Source organism: Bradyrhizobium sp. BR 10289 (assembly GCF_019455385.1).
GTDB lineage: Bacteria > Pseudomonadota > Alphaproteobacteria > Rhizobiales > Xanthobacteraceae > Bradyrhizobium.
On sequence record NZ_JACOFR010000008.1, the window covers coordinates 70429 to 87404 of the forward strand.

At 63.4% G+C, this 16976-nt stretch carries 21 protein-coding genes; 1 reads left to right on the plus strand and 20 read right to left on the minus strand.

The genetic code is table 11. From position 1 onward, the window contains the following. Positions 1 to 41: 41 nt before the first annotated feature. The 18 genes from rplE to rpsL form a co-directional block, all read right to left on the minus strand. Entirely contained in the window at positions 42 to 599 is a 558-nt protein-coding gene (gene rplE / locus HYH08_RS15770) for a 50S ribosomal protein L5 (RefSeq protein WP_014494503.1), read from the minus strand. Continuing rightward, a complete protein-coding gene (gene rplX, locus HYH08_RS15775) occupies positions 592 to 906 on the minus strand; it encodes a 50S ribosomal protein L24 (RefSeq protein ID WP_220010734.1) in 315 nt (104 codons plus the stop codon). The genes rplE and rplX overlap by 8 nt, the downstream gene beginning before the upstream one ends. Continuing rightward, positions 906 to 1274: a 50S ribosomal protein L14 gene (gene rplN / locus HYH08_RS15780; protein ID WP_007603030.1), complete on the minus strand. Its 369-nt coding sequence runs from the start codon at positions 1272 to 1274 to the stop codon at positions 906 to 908. Before rplN ends, rplX begins: the two co-directional genes overlap by 1 nt. A gap of 84 nt (positions 1275 to 1358) precedes the next feature. After that, positions 1359 to 1607, minus strand: coding sequence for a 30S ribosomal protein S17 (gene rpsQ / locus HYH08_RS15785; protein WP_007603028.1), 249 nt, complete (start codon positions 1605 to 1607; stop codon positions 1359 to 1361). Between the two features lie 13 nt (positions 1608 to 1620). Then, the gene (gene rpmC, locus HYH08_RS15790; RefSeq protein WP_011088144.1) at positions 1621 to 1827 is read right to left on the minus strand and encodes a 50S ribosomal protein L29; all 207 of its coding nucleotides are present in this window, start codon (positions 1825 to 1827) and stop codon (positions 1621 to 1623) included. Between the two features lie 5 nt (positions 1828 to 1832). After that, positions 1833 to 2246, minus strand: coding sequence for a 50S ribosomal protein L16 (gene rplP / locus HYH08_RS15795; protein ID WP_220010735.1), 414 nt, complete (start codon positions 2244 to 2246; stop codon positions 1833 to 1835). Between the two features lie 30 nt (positions 2247 to 2276). Then, positions 2277 to 3002 carry a 30S ribosomal protein S3 gene (gene rpsC / locus HYH08_RS15800; protein ID WP_220010736.1) on the minus strand — a complete coding sequence of 242 codons (726 nt, stop codon included), beginning with the start codon at positions 3000 to 3002 and terminating at the stop codon, positions 2277 to 2279. 17 nt (positions 3003 to 3019) lie between these two features. Beyond that, complete coding sequence (gene rplV / locus HYH08_RS15805) at positions 3020 to 3406, minus strand: 50S ribosomal protein L22 (protein WP_008136353.1); 387 nt, start codon at positions 3404 to 3406, stop codon at positions 3020 to 3022. Positions 3407 to 3416: 10 nt separating this feature from the next. Next, positions 3417 to 3695 (minus strand): 30S ribosomal protein S19, encoded by a 279-nt coding sequence (rpsS, locus tag HYH08_RS15810; RefSeq protein ID WP_008136357.1) that lies wholly within the window; start codon positions 3693 to 3695, stop codon positions 3417 to 3419. Positions 3696 to 3707: 12 nt separating this feature from the next. Further along, the gene (gene rplB, locus HYH08_RS15815; protein ID WP_194467932.1) at positions 3708 to 4541 is read right to left on the minus strand and encodes a 50S ribosomal protein L2; all 834 of its coding nucleotides are present in this window, start codon (positions 4539 to 4541) and stop codon (positions 3708 to 3710) included. A 12-nt stretch (positions 4542 to 4553) separates the two neighbouring features. Next, complete coding sequence (locus tag HYH08_RS15820; RefSeq protein WP_128926342.1) at positions 4554 to 4856, minus strand: 50S ribosomal protein L23; 303 nt, start codon at positions 4854 to 4856, stop codon at positions 4554 to 4556. Further along, the gene (rplD, locus tag HYH08_RS15825) at positions 4853 to 5473 is read right to left on the minus strand and encodes a 50S ribosomal protein L4 (protein WP_018647243.1); all 621 of its coding nucleotides are present in this window, start codon (positions 5471 to 5473) and stop codon (positions 4853 to 4855) included. The genes HYH08_RS15820 and rplD overlap by 4 nt, the downstream gene beginning before the upstream one ends. A gap of 1 nt (position 5474) precedes the next feature. Next, entirely contained in the window at positions 5475 to 6194 is a 720-nt protein-coding gene (gene rplC / locus HYH08_RS15830; protein ID WP_220010737.1) for a 50S ribosomal protein L3, read from the minus strand. Positions 6195 to 6245: 51 nt separating this feature from the next. Continuing rightward, complete coding sequence (gene rpsJ, locus HYH08_RS15835) at positions 6246 to 6554, minus strand: 30S ribosomal protein S10 (protein WP_002712302.1); 309 nt, start codon at positions 6552 to 6554, stop codon at positions 6246 to 6248. A gap of 81 nt (positions 6555 to 6635) precedes the next feature. Continuing rightward, positions 6636 to 7826 (minus strand): elongation factor Tu, encoded by a 1191-nt coding sequence (tuf, locus tag HYH08_RS15840; RefSeq protein WP_200455586.1) that lies wholly within the window; start codon positions 7824 to 7826, stop codon positions 6636 to 6638. 40 nt (positions 7827 to 7866) lie between these two features. Next, positions 7867 to 9939 (minus strand): elongation factor G, encoded by a 2073-nt coding sequence (gene fusA / locus HYH08_RS15845; RefSeq protein ID WP_220010738.1) that lies wholly within the window; start codon positions 9937 to 9939, stop codon positions 7867 to 7869. A gap of 33 nt (positions 9940 to 9972) precedes the next feature. Then, positions 9973 to 10443 (minus strand): 30S ribosomal protein S7, encoded by a 471-nt coding sequence (rpsG, locus tag HYH08_RS15850; RefSeq protein WP_008136420.1) that lies wholly within the window; start codon positions 10441 to 10443, stop codon positions 9973 to 9975. 15 nt (positions 10444 to 10458) lie between these two features. Further along, the gene (gene rpsL / locus HYH08_RS15855) at positions 10459 to 10830 is read right to left on the minus strand and encodes a 30S ribosomal protein S12 (RefSeq protein WP_007603006.1); all 372 of its coding nucleotides are present in this window, start codon (positions 10828 to 10830) and stop codon (positions 10459 to 10461) included. A gap of 668 nt (positions 10831 to 11498) precedes the next feature. Between rpsL and HYH08_RS15860 the strand changes: the two genes are divergently transcribed. Further along, positions 11499 to 12749 carry an FAD-dependent oxidoreductase gene (locus HYH08_RS15860; RefSeq protein WP_220010739.1) on the plus strand — a complete coding sequence of 417 codons (1251 nt, stop codon included), beginning with the start codon at positions 11499 to 11501 and terminating at the stop codon, positions 12747 to 12749. Here HYH08_RS15860 and HYH08_RS15865 read toward each other — a convergent pair. After that, positions 12665 to 14689: an ABC transporter ATP-binding protein gene (locus HYH08_RS15865; protein WP_220010740.1), complete on the minus strand. Its 2025-nt coding sequence runs from the start codon at positions 14687 to 14689 to the stop codon at positions 12665 to 12667. The genes HYH08_RS15860 and HYH08_RS15865 overlap by 85 nt on opposite strands. 132 nt (positions 14690 to 14821) lie before the next feature. Continuing rightward, on the minus strand, positions 14822 to 16885 hold the full coding sequence (locus tag HYH08_RS15870; protein WP_220010741.1) for an FAD-dependent oxidoreductase: 2064 nt from the start codon (positions 16883 to 16885) through the stop codon (positions 14822 to 14824). Positions 16886 to 16976: the final 91 nt, after the last annotated feature.

Sequence of the window (16976 nt, forward strand, 5' to 3'; positions counted from 1 at the left end):
GCTCCTGGGTATCCGCGTTTGAGAGGCTTTAGGTCAGCGTCTCACTGCCGGAACGGGAAATTGAAAGCGGTCAACAAGGCCCTCGCCTCTTCGTCGGTCTTGGCCGTGGTGCAGACCGTGATGTCCATACCGCGGGCTTCGGTGACCTTGTCGAAGTCGATCTCGGGGAAAATGATGTGCTCCTTGATGCCGAGCGAGTAGTTGCCGCGGCCGTCAAAGCTCTTCGGGTTCAGGCCGCGGAAGTCGCGGACGCGCGGCAGCGCGACGTTGACCAGGCGATCGATGAACTCGTACATGTGGGCCTTGCGCAGCGTGACCTTACAGCCGATCGGCTGGTTCTCACGCAGCTTGAAGGTCGCGATCGCGATACGCGAGTAGGTCACGATCGCCTTCTGGCCGGCGATCTGGGTCAGCTCGGCAGCGGCGGTCTCGGCCTTCTTGCGATCATTGACGCTGTCGCCAACGCCCATGTTCAGCACGACCTTGTCCAGGCGAGGAACCTGCATCACGTTCTCATAACCGAACTTCTCGGTCATGGCCGTGCGGATCTTCGCGTCGTATTCCGCGCGCAGGCGCGGGGTGTAAGCGGCCTCAGCCATCGATCTCAGCTCCCGAGCGCTTGGCGATGCGGACCTTCTTGCCGTCCGCCAGAATCTTGAATCCGACGCGGGTCGGCTTTCCGTCTTTGCCGACATACGCGATGTTGGACAGTTGGATCGGCGACTCCTTGGAGATGATGCCGCCCTCCTGGGCCTGCGTCTGCTTCTGGTGACGCTTGACCATGTTGATGCCGCGCACCAGCGCCGTGCCGGCGTCGGGACGAACCTCGAACACTTCACCGGTGCGACCCTTGTCGCGGCCGGTCAGCACGACGACCTTGTCGCCCTTGCGGATCTTGGCAGCCATTACAGCACCTCCGGCGCGAGCGAGATGATCTTCATGTGGTTCTTGGCGCGCAGCTCGCGCGGCACGGGCCCGAAGATACGGGTGCCGACCGGCTCGGACTGGTTGTTGATCAGAACGGCGGCGTTGCGGTCGAAGCGGATGACCGAACCGTCGGCGCGGCGGATGTCCTTGCGGACGCGCACCACGACGGCCTTCATCACGTCGCCCTTCTTCACCTTGCCACGCGGAATCGCTTCCTTGATCGAGACGACGATGATGTCGCCGATCGTGGCGTAGCGGCGCTTGGAACCCCCGAGCACCTTGATACACATGACACGGCGTGCGCCAGAATTGTCGGCCACGTCGAGGTTGGTCTGCATCTGAATCATTGATGCACCTCGTCCTCTTTCTCTTTGCGCCAGCCCAGCCGGCGCTCAACATTTCCCTGAAGTCAGTCGGCTAAAGCCAACCGATCAGGCGCTTTTCTTGTGTTCGCCCCGGATCACGACCCAGCGCTTCAACTTCGAAATCGGCTTCGATTCCTCGATCCACACCATGTCGCCCGGCTTGAACTCGTTGCTCTCGTCGTGCGCGTGGTAGTTCTTCGACCGGCGGATCGTCTTCTTGTAGATCGGGTGCGTGAAGCGGCGGTCGACGCGCACCACGATGGTCTTGGCTTGCTTGTCGCTGACGACCACGCCCTGCAAAGTACGTTTCGGCATCTTCGTAAGCCTCTTACTTCTTCTTCGCGCGCGTCTGCGCGGCGACGGTCTTGATCCGGGCGATGTCACGGCGAGCCTCGCGCAGGCGCGAGGTGTTCTCGAGCTGCCCGGTGGCGCGCTGGAAGCGCAGGTTGAAGCGCTCCTTCTTCAGGTTCAGGATGGCGTCATCCTGCTGGTCGGGGCTCATCGCGCGGATGTCTTCGATCTTCATCTGTGCCATGGCCATTACTCCGCAATGCGCTCGACGAAGCGCGTCTTGATCGGCAGCTTGGCGGCCGCCAGCGTCAGCGCTTCGCGCGCCGTCTGGGTGTTCACGCCGTCGATCTCGAACAGTACCCGGCCCGGCTTGACGCGCGCCACCCACAGTTCCGGCGAACCCTTGCCGGAGCCCATGCGGACTTCGGCCGGCTTCTTCGACACCGGAAGATCGGGGAACACGCGGATCCAGACGCGGCCGGCGCGCTTCATGTGACGGGTCAGCGCGCGGCGAGCGGCTTCGATCTGGCGCGCGGTGACGCGCTCCGGCTCGGTCGCCTTCAGGCCGAACTGGCCGAACGCCAACGTCGCGCCCGACGACGCAACGCCGTGGATACGGCCCTTATGCGCCTTCCGGAACTTCGTTTTCTTAGGTTGCATCATGGCTTCAAGCCCTCAAATTCTCGACGCGGATCAGGCCGCAGCGTTGTCACGGCGTCCACGGCCGCCGCGATCACCACTGCCGCTGGTCTCGCCTTCGGCCATTCTCTTGTCCTGGGCCATCGGATCGTGCTCGAGGATCTCGCCCTTGAAGATCCAGACCTTGACACCGCAGGTGCCGAAGGTCGTGAACGCGGTCGCAACGCCGTAGTCGATGTCGGCGCGCAGCGTGTGCAGCGGCACGCGACCTTCGCGGTACCACTCCATGCGCGCGATTTCCGCACCGCCCAGACGACCCGAGCAGTTGATGCGGATGCCTTCCGCGCCGAGACGCATCGCCGACTGCACGGCGCGCTTCATGGCACGGCGGAACGCCACGCGGCGCTCCAGCTGCTGCGCGATCGATTCCGCCACCAGCGTCGCGTCGAGTTCCGGCTTGCGGATTTCGACGATGTTGATGACCACGTCGGACGAGGTGATGTCCGCGACCTTCTTGCGCAGCTTGTCGATGTCGGCGCCCTTCTTGCCGATCACCACGCCCGGACGAGCCGAGTGGATGGTGACGCGGCACTTCTTGTGCGGACGCTCGATCACGATGCGGGCGACGGCCGCCTGCTTGAGCTCCTTGTGCAGGATCTCGCGGATCTTGACGTCCTCGTGCAGCAGCTTGCCGTATTCCTGCTTGCCGGCGAACCAGCGGGAATCCCAGGTCCGGTTGATGCCGAGGCGCAGACCGATCGGATTGATCTTTTGACCCATCGTGTTCTCCTGCGCCCTTAAGCGGCGGCTTCAGCTTCGACCTGACGAACGATGATCGTCAGCTGCGAAAACGGTTTGTAGACACGGCCCGAGCGGCCACGGCCGCGGGCGGCGAAGCGCTTCATCACGAGGCCGTTGCCGACGAAGGCCTGCGCCACGACGAGATCGTCGACGTCGAGGTCGTGGTTGTTCTCGGCGTTGGCGATCGCCGATTCCAGGCACTTCTTCACGTCGACCGCGATCCGCTTGCGCGAGAACTGCAGGTCGGCGAGCGCAGCGGCCGCCTTCCGGCCGCGAATGAGCTGGGCGACCAGGTTCAGCTTCTGCGGGCTCACCCGCAGCATGCGGGCGACCGCCTTGGCCTCGTTCTCGGCGAGGCTCCGTTCGCGCTTGGGTTTGCTCATCGTTTAATCCTCAAGCCTTCTTGGCTTTCTTGTCGCCGGAGTGGCCATGGAAGGTCCGGGTCGGCGAGAACTCGCCGAACTTGTGACCCACCATTTCCTCGTTGACGGCCACCGGCACGTGCTTCTGACCGTTGTAGACGCCGAAGGTCAGGCCGACGAACTGCGGCAGGATCGTCGAGCGACGGCTCCAGATCTTGATGACGTCGTGACGGCCGGACGCACGGGCGGCATCTGCCTTCTTGAGCAGAGAACCCTCGACGAACGGGCCTTTCCAGACTGAACGAACCATGTCCGGCGTTCCTTACTTCTTCCGCTTGTGGCGGCTTAGGAGAATGAATTTGTTGGTCGACTTGTTGGTGCGGGTCTTCTTGCCCTTGGTCGGCTTGCCCCACGGGGTGACCGGGTGACGACCACCGGACGTACGACCTTCACCACCGCCATGCGGATGGTCGATCGGGTTCATCGCGACACCGCGGTTGTGCGGGCGACGGCCCATCCAACGCTTGCGACCGGCCTTGCCGATCGAGGTGTTCATATGATCCGGGTTCGACACCGCGCCGATCGTGCCACGGCAACGGCCGTGCACCAGGCGCTGCTCGCCCGAGTTCAGGCGGATGATGACGTAGTCCTGGTCGCGGCCGACGAGCTGGGCGTAGGTGCCGGCGGAACGGGCGAGCTGGCCGCCCTTCCCGATCTTGACCTCGATGTTGTGGATGATCGTGCCGACCGGCATGTTGCCGAGCGGCATGACGTTGCCCGGCTTCACGTCGACATAGTTGCCGGCGACGATGGTGTCACCCACGGCCAGGCGCTGCGGCGCCAGGATGTAGGCCTGCTCGCCGTCCTGATACTTGATCAGGGCGATGAAGCCGGTGCGGTTCGGATCGTATTCCAGCCGCTCGACGGTCGCGGGAACGTCGATCTTCTCGCGCTTGAAGTCGACGGTGCGCAGCGTCTGCTTGTGACCGCCGCCGCGGAAGCGCACGGTGATGCGGCCGGTGTTGTTGCGGCCACCCGAGGACTTCTTGCCCTCGGTGAGCGCCTTCAGCGGCTTGCCCTTGTAGAGGGCCGAACGATCGACCATGACCAGCTGGCGCTGGCCCGGCGTCGTGGGATTGAATGTCTTCAGTGCCATCGTCGTACGACCTTACAGACCGGTGGTGACGTCGATCCGGTGGCCCTCTTCGAGGGTCACGATCGCGCGCTTGCTGTTCGACTGCGAACCGAGATTGCCGCGGAAGACCTTGACCTTGCCCTTGCGGACCAGCGTGTTGACGCTCTTGACCTTGACGTCGAACAGCTTCTCGATCGCTTCCTTGATCTGCGGCTTGGTGGCCTTGGCAGCCACCTTGAACAGCACCTTGTTGTGCTCCGAAGCGATCGTCGCCTTTTCGGTCACGACCGGCGACAGGATCACGTCGTAGTGGCGAGGCTCGATGTTCTTGCTCATTTGAAGCGCGCCTCCAGCGCATCGATGGCGGCCTTGGTCAGAACGAGCTTCTGACGGCGCAGGATGTCATAGACGTTGATGCCCTGGATCGGCAGCACGTCCATGTTCGGGATGTTGCGGGCCGCAGCGGCGAAGCCGTTGTTGAGCTCGGCGCCGTCGATGATCAGGGCGTTGGTGAGCCCCAGGCCCGAGAAGTGACCGAGCAGCGCCTTGGTCTTGGCGGCTTCCAGCGCGGCCTTCTCGATCACGACGAGATCGCCGTCCTTGGCCTTGGCCGAGAGCGCATGCTTGAGAGCGAGCGCACGGACCTTCTTCGGCAGGTCGGTGGCGTGCGAACGCACCACCGGACCGAAGGCACGGCCACCGCCACGGAACTGCGGCACGCGGGCCGAGCCGTGACGAGCACCGCCGGTGCCCTTCTGCTTGTACATCTTCTTGCCGGTGCGCCAAATCTCGGCGCGGCCCTTGGCCTTGTGGGTGCCGGCCTGGCGCTTGTTGAGCTGCCACTGCACGCAGCGCGCGATGATGTCTTCGCGCGGCTCGAGACCGAAAATGGCGTCGGACAGCTGGACGGAGCCGGCTTCCTTACCTTCGAGGGTGGTGACCTTCAATTCCATCTCACGCCTCCTGCGCAGCCGGAGCGGCTTCAGCGGCTTCGTCGCCAGCAACCTTGAACTTGCCGGGCTTCGGAGCTTCCTTCGGCAGCGGCTTCTTGACGGCGTCACGCACGCGGATCCAGCCGCCCTTGGAGCCGGGAACGGCGCCTTCGACGAGGATCAGGCCGCGCTCGACATCGGTCTGGACGACGCGGAGGTTGAGCGTGGTGATGCGGTCGACACCCATGTGACCGGGCATCTTCTTGTTCTTCCAGGTCTTGCCGGGGTCCTGACGGCCACCGGTCGAACCGATCGAACGGTGCGAGATCGACACGCCGTGCGTGGCGCGCAGACCGCCGAAGTTCCAGCGCTTCATACCGCCGGCGAAGCCCTTACCGACCGAGGTGCCGGTGACGTCGACGAACTGGCCGACGACGAAGTGATCGGCCTGGATCTCGGCGCCGACCGGGATCATGGCATCCGCGGTGACGCGGAATTCCTCGACCCGGCGCTTCGGCTCGACCTTGGCGACCGCGAACTGGCCGCGCTCGGCCTTGGGCATGTAAACGGTCTTGCGGGCGCCAGAACCGAGCTGGAGCGCGACGTAACCGTTCTTCTCTTCGGTGCGGTGGCCTACGACCTGGCAATTGCCGAGCTTCAGCACGGTCACGGGGATATGTTCGCCGGCCTCCGTAAAGACCCGCGTCATCCCGACCTTTTGTGCGATCACTCCGGAGCGCATCGGCTTGCTTCCTGTTCTCTTTGTCCGCTGACGCGAACGGGATCCAAAATCTTAGAGCTTGATCTCGACGTCGACACCGGCGGCCAGGTCGAGCTTCATCAAAGCATCGACGGTCTGCGGGGTCGGATCGACGATGTCGAGCAGGCGCTTGTGAGTGCGCATCTCGAACTGCTCGCGGCTCTTCTTGTCGACGTGGGGCGAACGGTTGACGGTGAACTTCTCGATGCGGGTGGGCAGCGGAATGGGTCCGCGGACCTGCGCGCCGGTGCGCTTCGCCGTGTTCACGATCTCGCGGGTCGACGTATCGAGGATACGATGGTCGAACGCCTTGAGACGGATACGAATGTTTTGGCCGTTCATTGCCGTGGTCTCTCTTCAGTGGGTGGCGAATAGCGAATAGCGAATGTCACCATTCGCTACTCGCCGTCCCTATTCTCGTAATTACTCGATGATCGAGGCGACGACGCCGGCGCCGACGGTGCGGCCGCCTTCGCGGATCGCGAAGCGGAGCTTCTCTTCCATCGCGATCGGCACGATCAGGTGCACTTCCATCGCGATGTTGTCGCCCGGCATCACCATCTCGGTGCCTTCCGGCAGGTGCACGACACCGGTCACGTCGGTGGTGCGGAAGTAGAACTGCGGACGGTAGTTGGTGAAGAACGGGGTGTGGCGGCCGCCCTCTTCCTTGGTGAGGATGTAGGCCTCGGCCTTGAACTTGGTGTGCGGCTTGACCGAACCCGGCTTGGCCAGAACCTGACCACGCTCGACGTCCTCACGCTTGGTGCCGCGAAGCAGCGCACCGATGTTGTCGCCGGCCTGGCCCTGATCGAGCAGCTTGCGGAACATTTCGACGCCGGTGACGGTCGTCTTCTGGGTGGCGCGCAGACCGACGATCTCGATTTCCTCGCCGACCTTGACGATGCCGCGCTCAACACGGCCGGTCACGACGGTGCCGCGGCCCGAGATCGAGAACACGTCTTCAACCGGCATCAGGAACGGCTGGTCGATCGGACGCTCCGGCTGCGGGATGTACTCGTCGACGTTCTTCATCAGCTCGAGGATGGCGTCGTGGCCGAGCTTCTTGTCCGAATCTTCGAGAGCGGCGAGCGCCGAGCCCTTGATGATCGGGATCTTGTCGCCCGGGAATTCGTACTTGGAGAGCAGCTCGCGGACCTCGAGCTCGACGAGCTCGAGCAGCTCCGGATCGTCGACCATGTCGCACTTGTTGAGGAACACGACGAGCGCGGGCACGCCGACCTGACGGGCGAGCAGGATGTGCTCGCGGGTCTGCGGCATCGGGCCGTCAGCGGCCGACACGACCAGGATCGCACCGTCCATCTGGGCGGCGCCGGTGATCATGTTCTTCACGTAGTCGGCGTGGCCGGGGCAGTCGACGTGCGCGTAGTGGCGGTTCGGGGTCTCGTACTCGACGTGCGCGGTCGAGATGGTGATGCCGCGGGCCTTCTCTTCCGGCGCCTTGTCGATCTGGTCGTACGCGGTGAACGTCGCACCGCCGGCTTCGGCGAGAACCTTGGTGATCGCCGCGGTCAGCGACGTCTTGCCATGGTCGACGTGACCGATGGTGCCGATGTTGCAGTGCGGCTTGTTACGTTCAAACTTTGCTTTGGCCATTTGACTCTCCGTTCAATCGTCAGCTTTCAACCGACGACAATCAGGCAAACTTCTTCTGGACTTCTGCCGACACGTTGGCCGGCGCTTCTGCGTAGTGGTCGAACTGCATGGTGAAGGTCGCGCGGCCCTGGCTCATCGAGCGCAGGTTGTTCACGTAACCGAACATGTTCATGAGCGGCACCATCGCGTTGATGACGTTGGCATTGCCGCGCATGTCCTGACCCTGGATCTGACCGCGCCGGGAATTCAGGTCGCCGATGACCGAGCCGGTGTAGTCTTCCGGGGTCACCACTTCGACCTTCATGATCGGCTCGAGCAGGACGGACTTGCCCTTCTGCAGCGCCTCGCGGAATGCAGCACGCGCAGCGATTTCGAAGGCGAGCGCCGACGAGTCGACGTCGTGATACTTGCCGTCGACCAGCGAGACCTTGACGTCGACCACGGGGAAGCCCGCGACCACGCCGGAGCTCATCACGCTGTTGAGGCCCTTTTCGACGCCGGGGATGTATTCCTTCGGAACCGCACCGCCGACGATCTTGGACTCGAACTCGTAGCCCTTGCCGGGCTCGTTCGGCTCGACCACGATCGACACTTCCGCGAACTGACCGGTACCGCCGGTCTGCTTCTTGTGGGTGTACTTGACCTCGGCCTTCTGGGTGACGCGCTCACGGAACGCAACCTGCGGCGCGCCGATGTTGGCGTCGACCTTGTAGGTACGCTTGAGGATGTCGACCTTGATGTCGAGATGGAGTTCGCCCATGCCCTTGAGGATGGTCTGGCCGGACTCCTGGTCGGTCGACACGCGGAAGGACGGATCCTCCGCGGCGAGCTTGGCCAGCGCCACGCCCAGTTTCTCCTGGTCGGCCTTGGACTTCGGCTCGATCGCGATCTCGATGACCGGCTCGGGGAATTCCATCTTCTCCAGGATCACCGGCTTGTCGGGATCGCACAGCGTGTCACCGGTGCGCGCTTCCTTCAGGCCGGCCAGCGCGACGATGTCGCCGGCATAGGCTTCCTTGATGTCCTCGCGGTTGTTCGCATGCATCAACAGCATGCGCCCGATGCGCTCCTTCTTCTCGCGGGTCGAGTTCACGACGCCGGTGCCGCTCTGGAGAACGCCGGAGTAGATGCGGCAGAAGGTGATGGTGCCGACGAACGGGTCGTCCATGATCTTGAACGCGAGCAGAGCCAGCGGCTCCTTGTCGTCCGCCTTGCGCACGACTTCGTTGCCGGCATCGTCGGTGCCCTTGATCGCGGGCACGTCGATCGGCGACGGCAGATAGTCGACGACGGCGTCGAGCAGCGGCTGCACGCCCTTGTTCTTGAAGGCCGAGCCGCACAGCACGGGATAAAAGGCACCGGTCAGCACCGCCTTGCGGAGCAGCTTCTTGAGGGTCGCCTCGTCCGGCTCGTTGCCGTCGAGATAGGCGGCCATGGCGTCGTCGTCGAGCTCGACGGCGGCTTCCACCATCTTCTCGCGGTATTCCTTGGCCTGGTCGACCATGTCTTCCGGAATGTCGACATAGTCGAACTTCGCGCCGAGCGACTCGTCGTTCCAGACGATGCCCTTCATCTTCACGAGGTCGACGAGACCCTTGAAGTTGTTCTCGGCACCGATCGGAAGCTGGATCGCGATCGGCTTGGCGCCGAGGCGATCGACGATGTCGGACAGGCACTTGAAGAAGTCGGCGCCGGTCTTGTCCATCTTGTTGGCGAAGACGATGCGCGGAACCTTGTACTTGTCGCCCTGGCGCCAGACGGTCTCGGTCTGGGGCTCGACGCCCTGGTTCGAGTCGAGCACGCAGACGGCGCCGTCGAGCACGCGCAGCGAACGCTCGACTTCGATGGTGAAGTCGACGTGGCCGGGGGTGTCGATGATGTTCAGGCGCTTGCCGGCCCAGAAGGCGGTGGTCGCAGCCGAGGTGATCGTGATGCCACGCTCCTGCTCCTGCTCCATCCAATCCATCGTCGCGGCACCTTCGTGCACTTCGCCGATTTTGTGGCTCTTGCCGGTGTAATAGAGGATGCGCTCGGTCGTCGTGGTCTTGCCGGCGTCGATATGCGCCATGATACCGAAGTTACGGTAGTCTTCGATGGCATGTTGGCGGGGCATGGGGTGTTCCTTGCGGGTCCGTTTGTTTCGCCGTTACCAGCGATAGTGCGAGAACGCACGGTTGGCTTCCGCCATCCGGTGCACGTCTTCACGCTTCTTGACGGCGTTACCACGGTTGTTCGAGGCATCGAGGAGTTCGGCCGAGAGGCGCTCGGTCATGGTCTTCTCGTTGCGCTCGCGCGCAGCCGAGATCAGCCAGCGAATGCCCAGAGCCTGACGGCGGGTCGAACGAACTTCGACCGGAACCTGGTAGGTCGCGCCGCCGACGCGGCGGGAGCGAACCTCGATCGTCGGCATGACGTTCTCGAGCGCCTGTTCGAACACGCCGAGCGGGTTCTGCTTGGTCTTGGATTCGATGATGCCGAACGCGCCGTAGACGATGCCTTCGGCGACCGACTTCTTGCCGGCGTACATCACCGAGTTCATGAACTTGGTGACGATGATGTTCCCGAACTTCGGATCCGGGAGAACTTCGCGCTTTTCCGCTGAGTGGCGACGAGACATAGGCTTGGTTCCCGCTTACTTCGGACGCTTGGCGCCGTACTTCGAACGACGCTGCTTACGGTTCTTGACGCCCTGGGTATCCAGAACGCCGCGGAGGATGTGGTAGCGCACGCCGGGCAAGTCCTTGACGCGGCCGCCGCGGATCATGACCACCGAGTGCTCCTGGAGGTTATGGCCCTCGCCGGGGATGTAGCCGATCACCTCGAAGCCGTTGGTCAGGCGCACCTTGGCGACCTTACGAAGCGCCGAGTTCGGCTTCTTCGGGGTCGTCGTATAGACGCGGGTGCAAACACCACGCTTCTGCGGCGACTGCTGCAGCGCCGGCACCTTCTTGCGCGACTTCTGCACTTCACGCGGTTGAGCGATCAGCTGGTTGATCGTCGGCATCCTGGCCTTACCCTTTGTTATCGCAGCCCCTTCCGGGCCTGCTGTCTTGCCGCGGCCCGTTGCCGGGACCACAAAATTCTTTCGAGCTGTCCGCCCGACCGGATCGCCCTGCACGGATCAATCCGCACAAAGCGAAATCGCGCCATCCGCTCCATCACCGAGCGGAAAGCGCTTCGACGCCACAGAGGACCGCAGTCTCAAGGCCGGTCAGCATCGCTGCGGCCCGCATACTGAGGTCATGCATCCGAATTCGATCTCAAGAGAACAAGCTCAAGAGAACTAGAATCGCACTGGCATTGCCTAGCTATGATCGACAGCGTCTGAGCGGCATTCGTCGAGGTTGGTGCCTGCCAGACAATCCCAAAAGGATCAGGCAGGTGGTCCGTACCGACGTTGGCGATGCTCACCGCCTGTCGTTAAGTGAGGCGCTTTCTATAAGCGAGAATCGGTCAAGTCAAGGTGAAACGACAGTCACAAACCGCTTCTGGCGCCTGTCGAAATTGCCCGCTCGCTGCTCGCATCGCGCCTGCCTGATGTGGGCACGCCGGGCCCGTTCCGCTACCGCGGCGCCCTATTTTCACCCGGATGAAATATACTTTTATATCGCCTGCTAAGGCTTTTTTTCCTGTTGATGCGTCAATCTGCCCCCTTCGGCAGAGATTGGCGCCATGCGGTACACCGACATTGCCATTATCGGCGGGGGATTGTCCGGCTCGACCGCCGCCGCAATGCTTGGCCGCGCCGGCATTTCGACGGTGCTGATCGATCCGCATGAGCGCTATCCGGCGGATTTTCGAGTCGAGAAACTCAGCGGCCAGGTGCAGGTCGAGCGATTCCTGAAGACCGGAATCGGAGAATCGGTGCTGCGCCGCGCGACCTTCGTGGGCGAGAACTGGATCGCGCGCTTTGGCCATCTGCTCGACAAGGCGCCAAGCCGGCAGTTCAACATCCTCTACGATTCCCTGGTTAACGCTGTCCGCGACGAGATCCCTGCCGGCGTCGAACGCATCTGCGCCAAGGCCGTCGCGGTCGAGACCAGCCCGGAGCGGCAGAGGGTCACGCTTTCCAACGACGAGACGATCTCGGCCCGCCTGGTCGTGCTCGCCAATGGGCTCAATGTCGGTCTGCGCCACCAGCTCGGCATCGCGCGCAAGATCGTCAGCACCTGTCATTCGATCTCGATCGGCTTCGATGTGGTGCCGGCCGGGCGGACTTCGTTCGACTTCCCGGCTCTGACCTACTTTTCGGAGCGGCCGAGCGACCGCCTTGCCTACATCACGCTGTTTCCGGTTGGCACCCGGATGCGGGCCAATCTGTTCGTCTATCGCAGCTTCGACGATCCCTGGCTGCGCGAGCTGCGCCGGGCTCCGGCCGAGACGCTGAACGCCGCCCTGCCCCGGCTCAAGCGCATCACCGGCGCCTTCGACATTCCCGGCGACATCAAGATTCGCCCGGTCGATCTCTATGTGAACGACGCTGGCGATCTGCCCGGCCTGGTGCTGGTGGGCGACGCCTTCGCGACCTCCTGCCCCGCTGCCGGCACCGGTTGCGACAAGGTCTTCACCGACGTCGAGCGGCTCTGCAATGTCTACATCCCCGCGTGGCTTGCCTCCGACGGGATGGATGCGAGCAAGGTCGCCGGCTTCTACGCCGATCCGGTCAAGCGGGAGTGCGACGAATGGGCGGCGGCGAAGGCGTTCGACTTCCGCTCGGTGTCGACCGCGACAAGTCCCTACTGGACGGCACAGCGCTGGGCGCGCTTCATCGCCTGGTCGGTTCAGGGCTTTCTGCGACGGCTTGGAGGAGCGGTTCATCTGGAGCCGAACTTCCTCGGTCACTCCTCCTCGTCGTCCTCGTCCTCATCATCCTCGAGGTCGTCTTCATCCTCATCGTCGTCGTCGCTGTCGTCGTCGGCCTGAGCGACGCCGCCATGCGGCTGGTGGATCTGGTCGTTCCACAGCTTGCGATAGGTGCCGTTCTTCGCCAGCAGCTCGGCATGCGAGCCGCGCTCGATCGCCCTGCCCCCTGAAATCACGATGATCTCGTCCATCTCGACCACCGAAGTCAGGCGGTGGGTCGACCAGATCATGGTGCGGCCCTTGGCGACCTTGAGCAGGGTGCGGTTGATGGCGGCTTCCGTGGTCTGGTCCAGCGCCGAGGTCGCTTCGTCCAGCAGCAGCACCGACGGGTTGCGGATGATCGCGCGCGCGATGGCGATGCGCTGGCGCTGGCCGCCCGACAGCGTGTCGCCGCGCTCGCCGACGGGCGTGTCGTAGCGCTGCGGCAAGCTCATGATGTAGCGGTGGATCTCGGCCTTCTTGGCGGCCTCCTCCACCTCGGCATCGGTCGCGCCTTCCTTGCCGAGCCGGATGTTCTCGCGGATCGACATGTTGAACAGCATGTTCTCCTGGAACACCACCGCCATGCTCCGGCGCAGCGAATCCAGCGTCACCTTGCGCACGTCGACGCCGTCGATGGTGACGCGACCCTCGTCGGGCACATAAAGCCGCAGGATCAGATTGAGCAGCGTGCTCTTGCCGGACCCGGAGGGACCGACGATGGCAATGCGCTTGCCGACGTTGAGCTTGAGGCTGAGATTGTCCAGCACAGGCGTCTGGCTGTTCTCGTACTGGAAGGTGACGTGGTCGAAGGTGATGTCGTTGGTGATGCGCGGCAGATCGGGCGCGCCGGGCCGGTCGGCGCCGCGCGTCGGCTCGTCCAGCAGCTCCTGCATGTGCCGGATCGCGGCGGCCGAGGAGATCGACACCGGGATGAAATGCATCACATGGGCGATGTTGTAGGAGACCTCCCAGAACGCGCTCTCGAAGGTGACGAAGGTGCCGATGGTGATCTGGCCCTTGGTCGCCAGATAAGCGCCGATCGCGAGCACGACGAGGTGCAGCAGCAACACCGAGATCGTGACCGTGCGCTCCACCATCGTCGACAGGAAGCCGGCATTCGCGATCTTGTGGCGGGTTTCGTCGTTGCGGAAGCGGAAGAAGCCGAACATTTTGCGCTGCAGGCTGAACGCCTTGATCACCGCCTGCGCGGCGACGTTCTCCTGCACCATGCCGAGCAGCGCGCTTTCGTTCTGCTTCTGCTCGTAATTGGCCTGCACCGCTTTCGGGGTGAGGATGCGCGGGCCGATCAGCGTGATCGGGAACACCAGCAGCGCGACCACGGCGAGCTGCCAGTTCAGGAATACCATCAGGATGATGCCGGCGATTAGCTCGAGAAACGGCAGCGCGGCGCTGTTGGCGAAGGTCTTGACCGAGCCTTCGAACGCCGAGAGGTCGACGGAAAAGCGCGACAGGATCTCGCCGCGCCTGGTGCGGCCGAAATAGGCCGCCGGCAGCTCCTGGACATGCTCGAACAGGCGCCTGCGCACGTCGGAGATGATGCAGGCCGCGAGCCGCGCGTCCCAGCGCTCGTACCAGACCGCGATGATCGAGGTGAGGATGCCGGCGACGGCGAGCACGCCGAGGATCTTGTAGAGGGCCTGGAAGTCTTCCTCGCCGAGCGCGTCGTCGATCAGATATTTCAGGCTGAGCGGCATGATGACGTTGAACAACGTCTCGACGCAGACGCCGAACGCCACGAAGGACAGCATCCGCTTGTAGTTGGCGAGGAACGGCTTGACGAAACCGAGGATGGTTGCGAGCGCGCCGGCGGCCTCGCGCGCGGTGAAGACGACGAGATCCTCGTCCTCATCATCGTCGTCATCGAGCTCCAGCTCGTCATCCTCCTCCTCGTCGTCGTCCTCGAGGTCCGGCTTGGCGGGCGCAAGCTTATCCTCGAGCTCGGCGGCCTCTTCGGCAGCAAGCTTCTGTTTGTCGGGCGGGAGGGGCTTGGACGCCATGAAACCAACCGATGCTGACGGCCGGCATGACCGCGGAGAAAACAGGAATAGCGGCGACCGCTATTGCACTGATTCTATGCGATCAGAATGAATTCGGCAAAGCAATTGGCGAAGCCGATCCGCTGCCTCGGGCTAGTCGTCGTCCTCGTCCTCGACCTTGTCGAAGAACGAATAACGCAAGGAGTCCGCGTCGGCGTACCACTGTCCAGGCCCCTTGCCCGCGGCGAGCGTCGCCTCCCAGAGCGCATCGGTGCAGTCCTTGCGGTGCATCGACAGATCGAAACCGTTGCCGAAAAACAATTCGGACCATTCCCACCAGGTGCCGAGCTTCTTCACCCCGCGCAGCAGGTCGTAGCGGTCGATCACCACCGATGCCATGTCCGAGGTGATCGAGCCGAACACGAGGCCGGTCTTGACCACGCGGTTGAGCTCGCGGATCGCGCGGACCACCTGCTTCGGGGACACGTGGCAGAGGCTGGTCTCGAACACGAAGTCGAAGCTGCCGTCCTTGAACGGCATATCTGTGATCGAGCCGAGCCTGTTGTATTTCTTCAGCGCCTTCGGCGTCTTGGCGTGGATGGCGCGGTTGTTCTCGATGCCCCACGCATCGATGCCGCGCTCGCGCAGCGCGCCGACCAGTTCGCCGCTGGCCGAGCCCGCGACCAGCAGCTTGGCGCCCTTGGCCTTGCCCCAGACGATGCCGATCAGCTTCGTCAGATAATCGGGATCGGTGAAGTGCTTCCACGCCTCACTATAGGGACCGAGGCCGCGATAATTCTCGAAATAGTCGCGGTCGATCTTGTCGGAGACCGGCTCGCCCTTCTCCTGCGCACGCTCGCGGCGCAGGCGCATCATCTCGGTGAGGATGATGTCGGTCGCAGCATCGGAGGAATCGAGCAGGCCGTTCAGCGTCGAATCGAACAGATAGTCGCCAACCACGACGATCCCGGGATGTTCCTTCGGCTCGGGGCGGTGGTTGGTCATGACGTCGCGCACCGGCAGGCCGCCGGGAATCGCGTTCACCGACGACAGCCAGCGATGGATCTTGCCTTCAACGAAATGCGCCCGCGCGTCCCCGAGCGAAGCCGGCAGCGATTTCAACGCGGCATCGATCAGCTCCTGGTCCGACAGATTGGCGAAGGCCAGCGCGTCGGAGCCGGGAATCAGCCAGTTCAGCACGCCGTGCTTGCCGACGTCGTGACGCGCGCCCTCGTTGTAGACGCAGCAGCCGCCGAAGGCTTCCGACATGAACCAGGCGCCGGGAATCTTCTCGCCCCAGAACGGGCTATCGAACAGGATCGAGACGCGCAGGTAATGCGCCGGACGGTCGAAATACGAGACGTGCTTGACCATCGACTTGCGCAGCTGCTCGCCTTCCCACCCCATGGTGGCGAGCCAGGAATGCGGCAGGCAGACCAGCACGAGATCGAAGTCGCGGGTCTCCGGGCCCTTGCCGTTCATCATCTTGAGCTGATAGCGGCCGGTCGGCGCCTTGCCGACGGTGAGCACGCGATGATTGAGCTGGATGTCGGCGTTGACCTCCGACTGCAGGCATTCGATCAGCTGCTCGTTGCCGTTCTGGATCGAGTAGAGGCCGATATAGCCGTCGACGTCCATCAGATAGTTCTTGAGCGCATTGAGGCCGTTGGTGTTGTGGCTTTCGGTCGCGATATCCGAGCGCGCCATCACCTTGAAGAAGCGCTTGGCGGTTTCATCCTCGACCTCTTCGTCGAGCACCTCTTCGGCGGTCTTGTAGGCCCAGGGGTTCTCGTTGTCGTGCGCGCCGACGCCTTCGTAATATTCGATCGGCGACATCACTTCGGTGCAGCGCTTGCGGAACTGCTCGATGGCGGCCGCGGTCTTGGCGCCGTATTTGCGGCGCATGCCGGCGACGTCGTTCAGCAGTTCGCCGCCGAACTGCACCTGCTCGGCATCCATCGGAATGGTCTGAAGCCCGAAATGCTGGATCAGTTCGCGCAAGGGATCGGGACCGGTCATCGAGTAATCGTAGATCTCGGCGACGCCGGCCTCGTACATCGCCGGCGCCGAATCGAATTTGCGCGTGACGATCTTGCCGCCGAGCCGGTCGGACGCCTCGAAGATGGTGATGCGGCAGAGGTCGCCGAGCTTACGCTTCAGATACCAGGCGCTCATCAGCCCGCCGGGGCCGCCGCCTACGATTGCGAGATCAAGCATGTGAGTTCCGTCGTCTCCGGCCCTGCCCCCGTCACGGGACCACCGGTCTAAGCTCCCTTAACAGAAGCGCTTTTGCGGCTGAAGGGAAGAT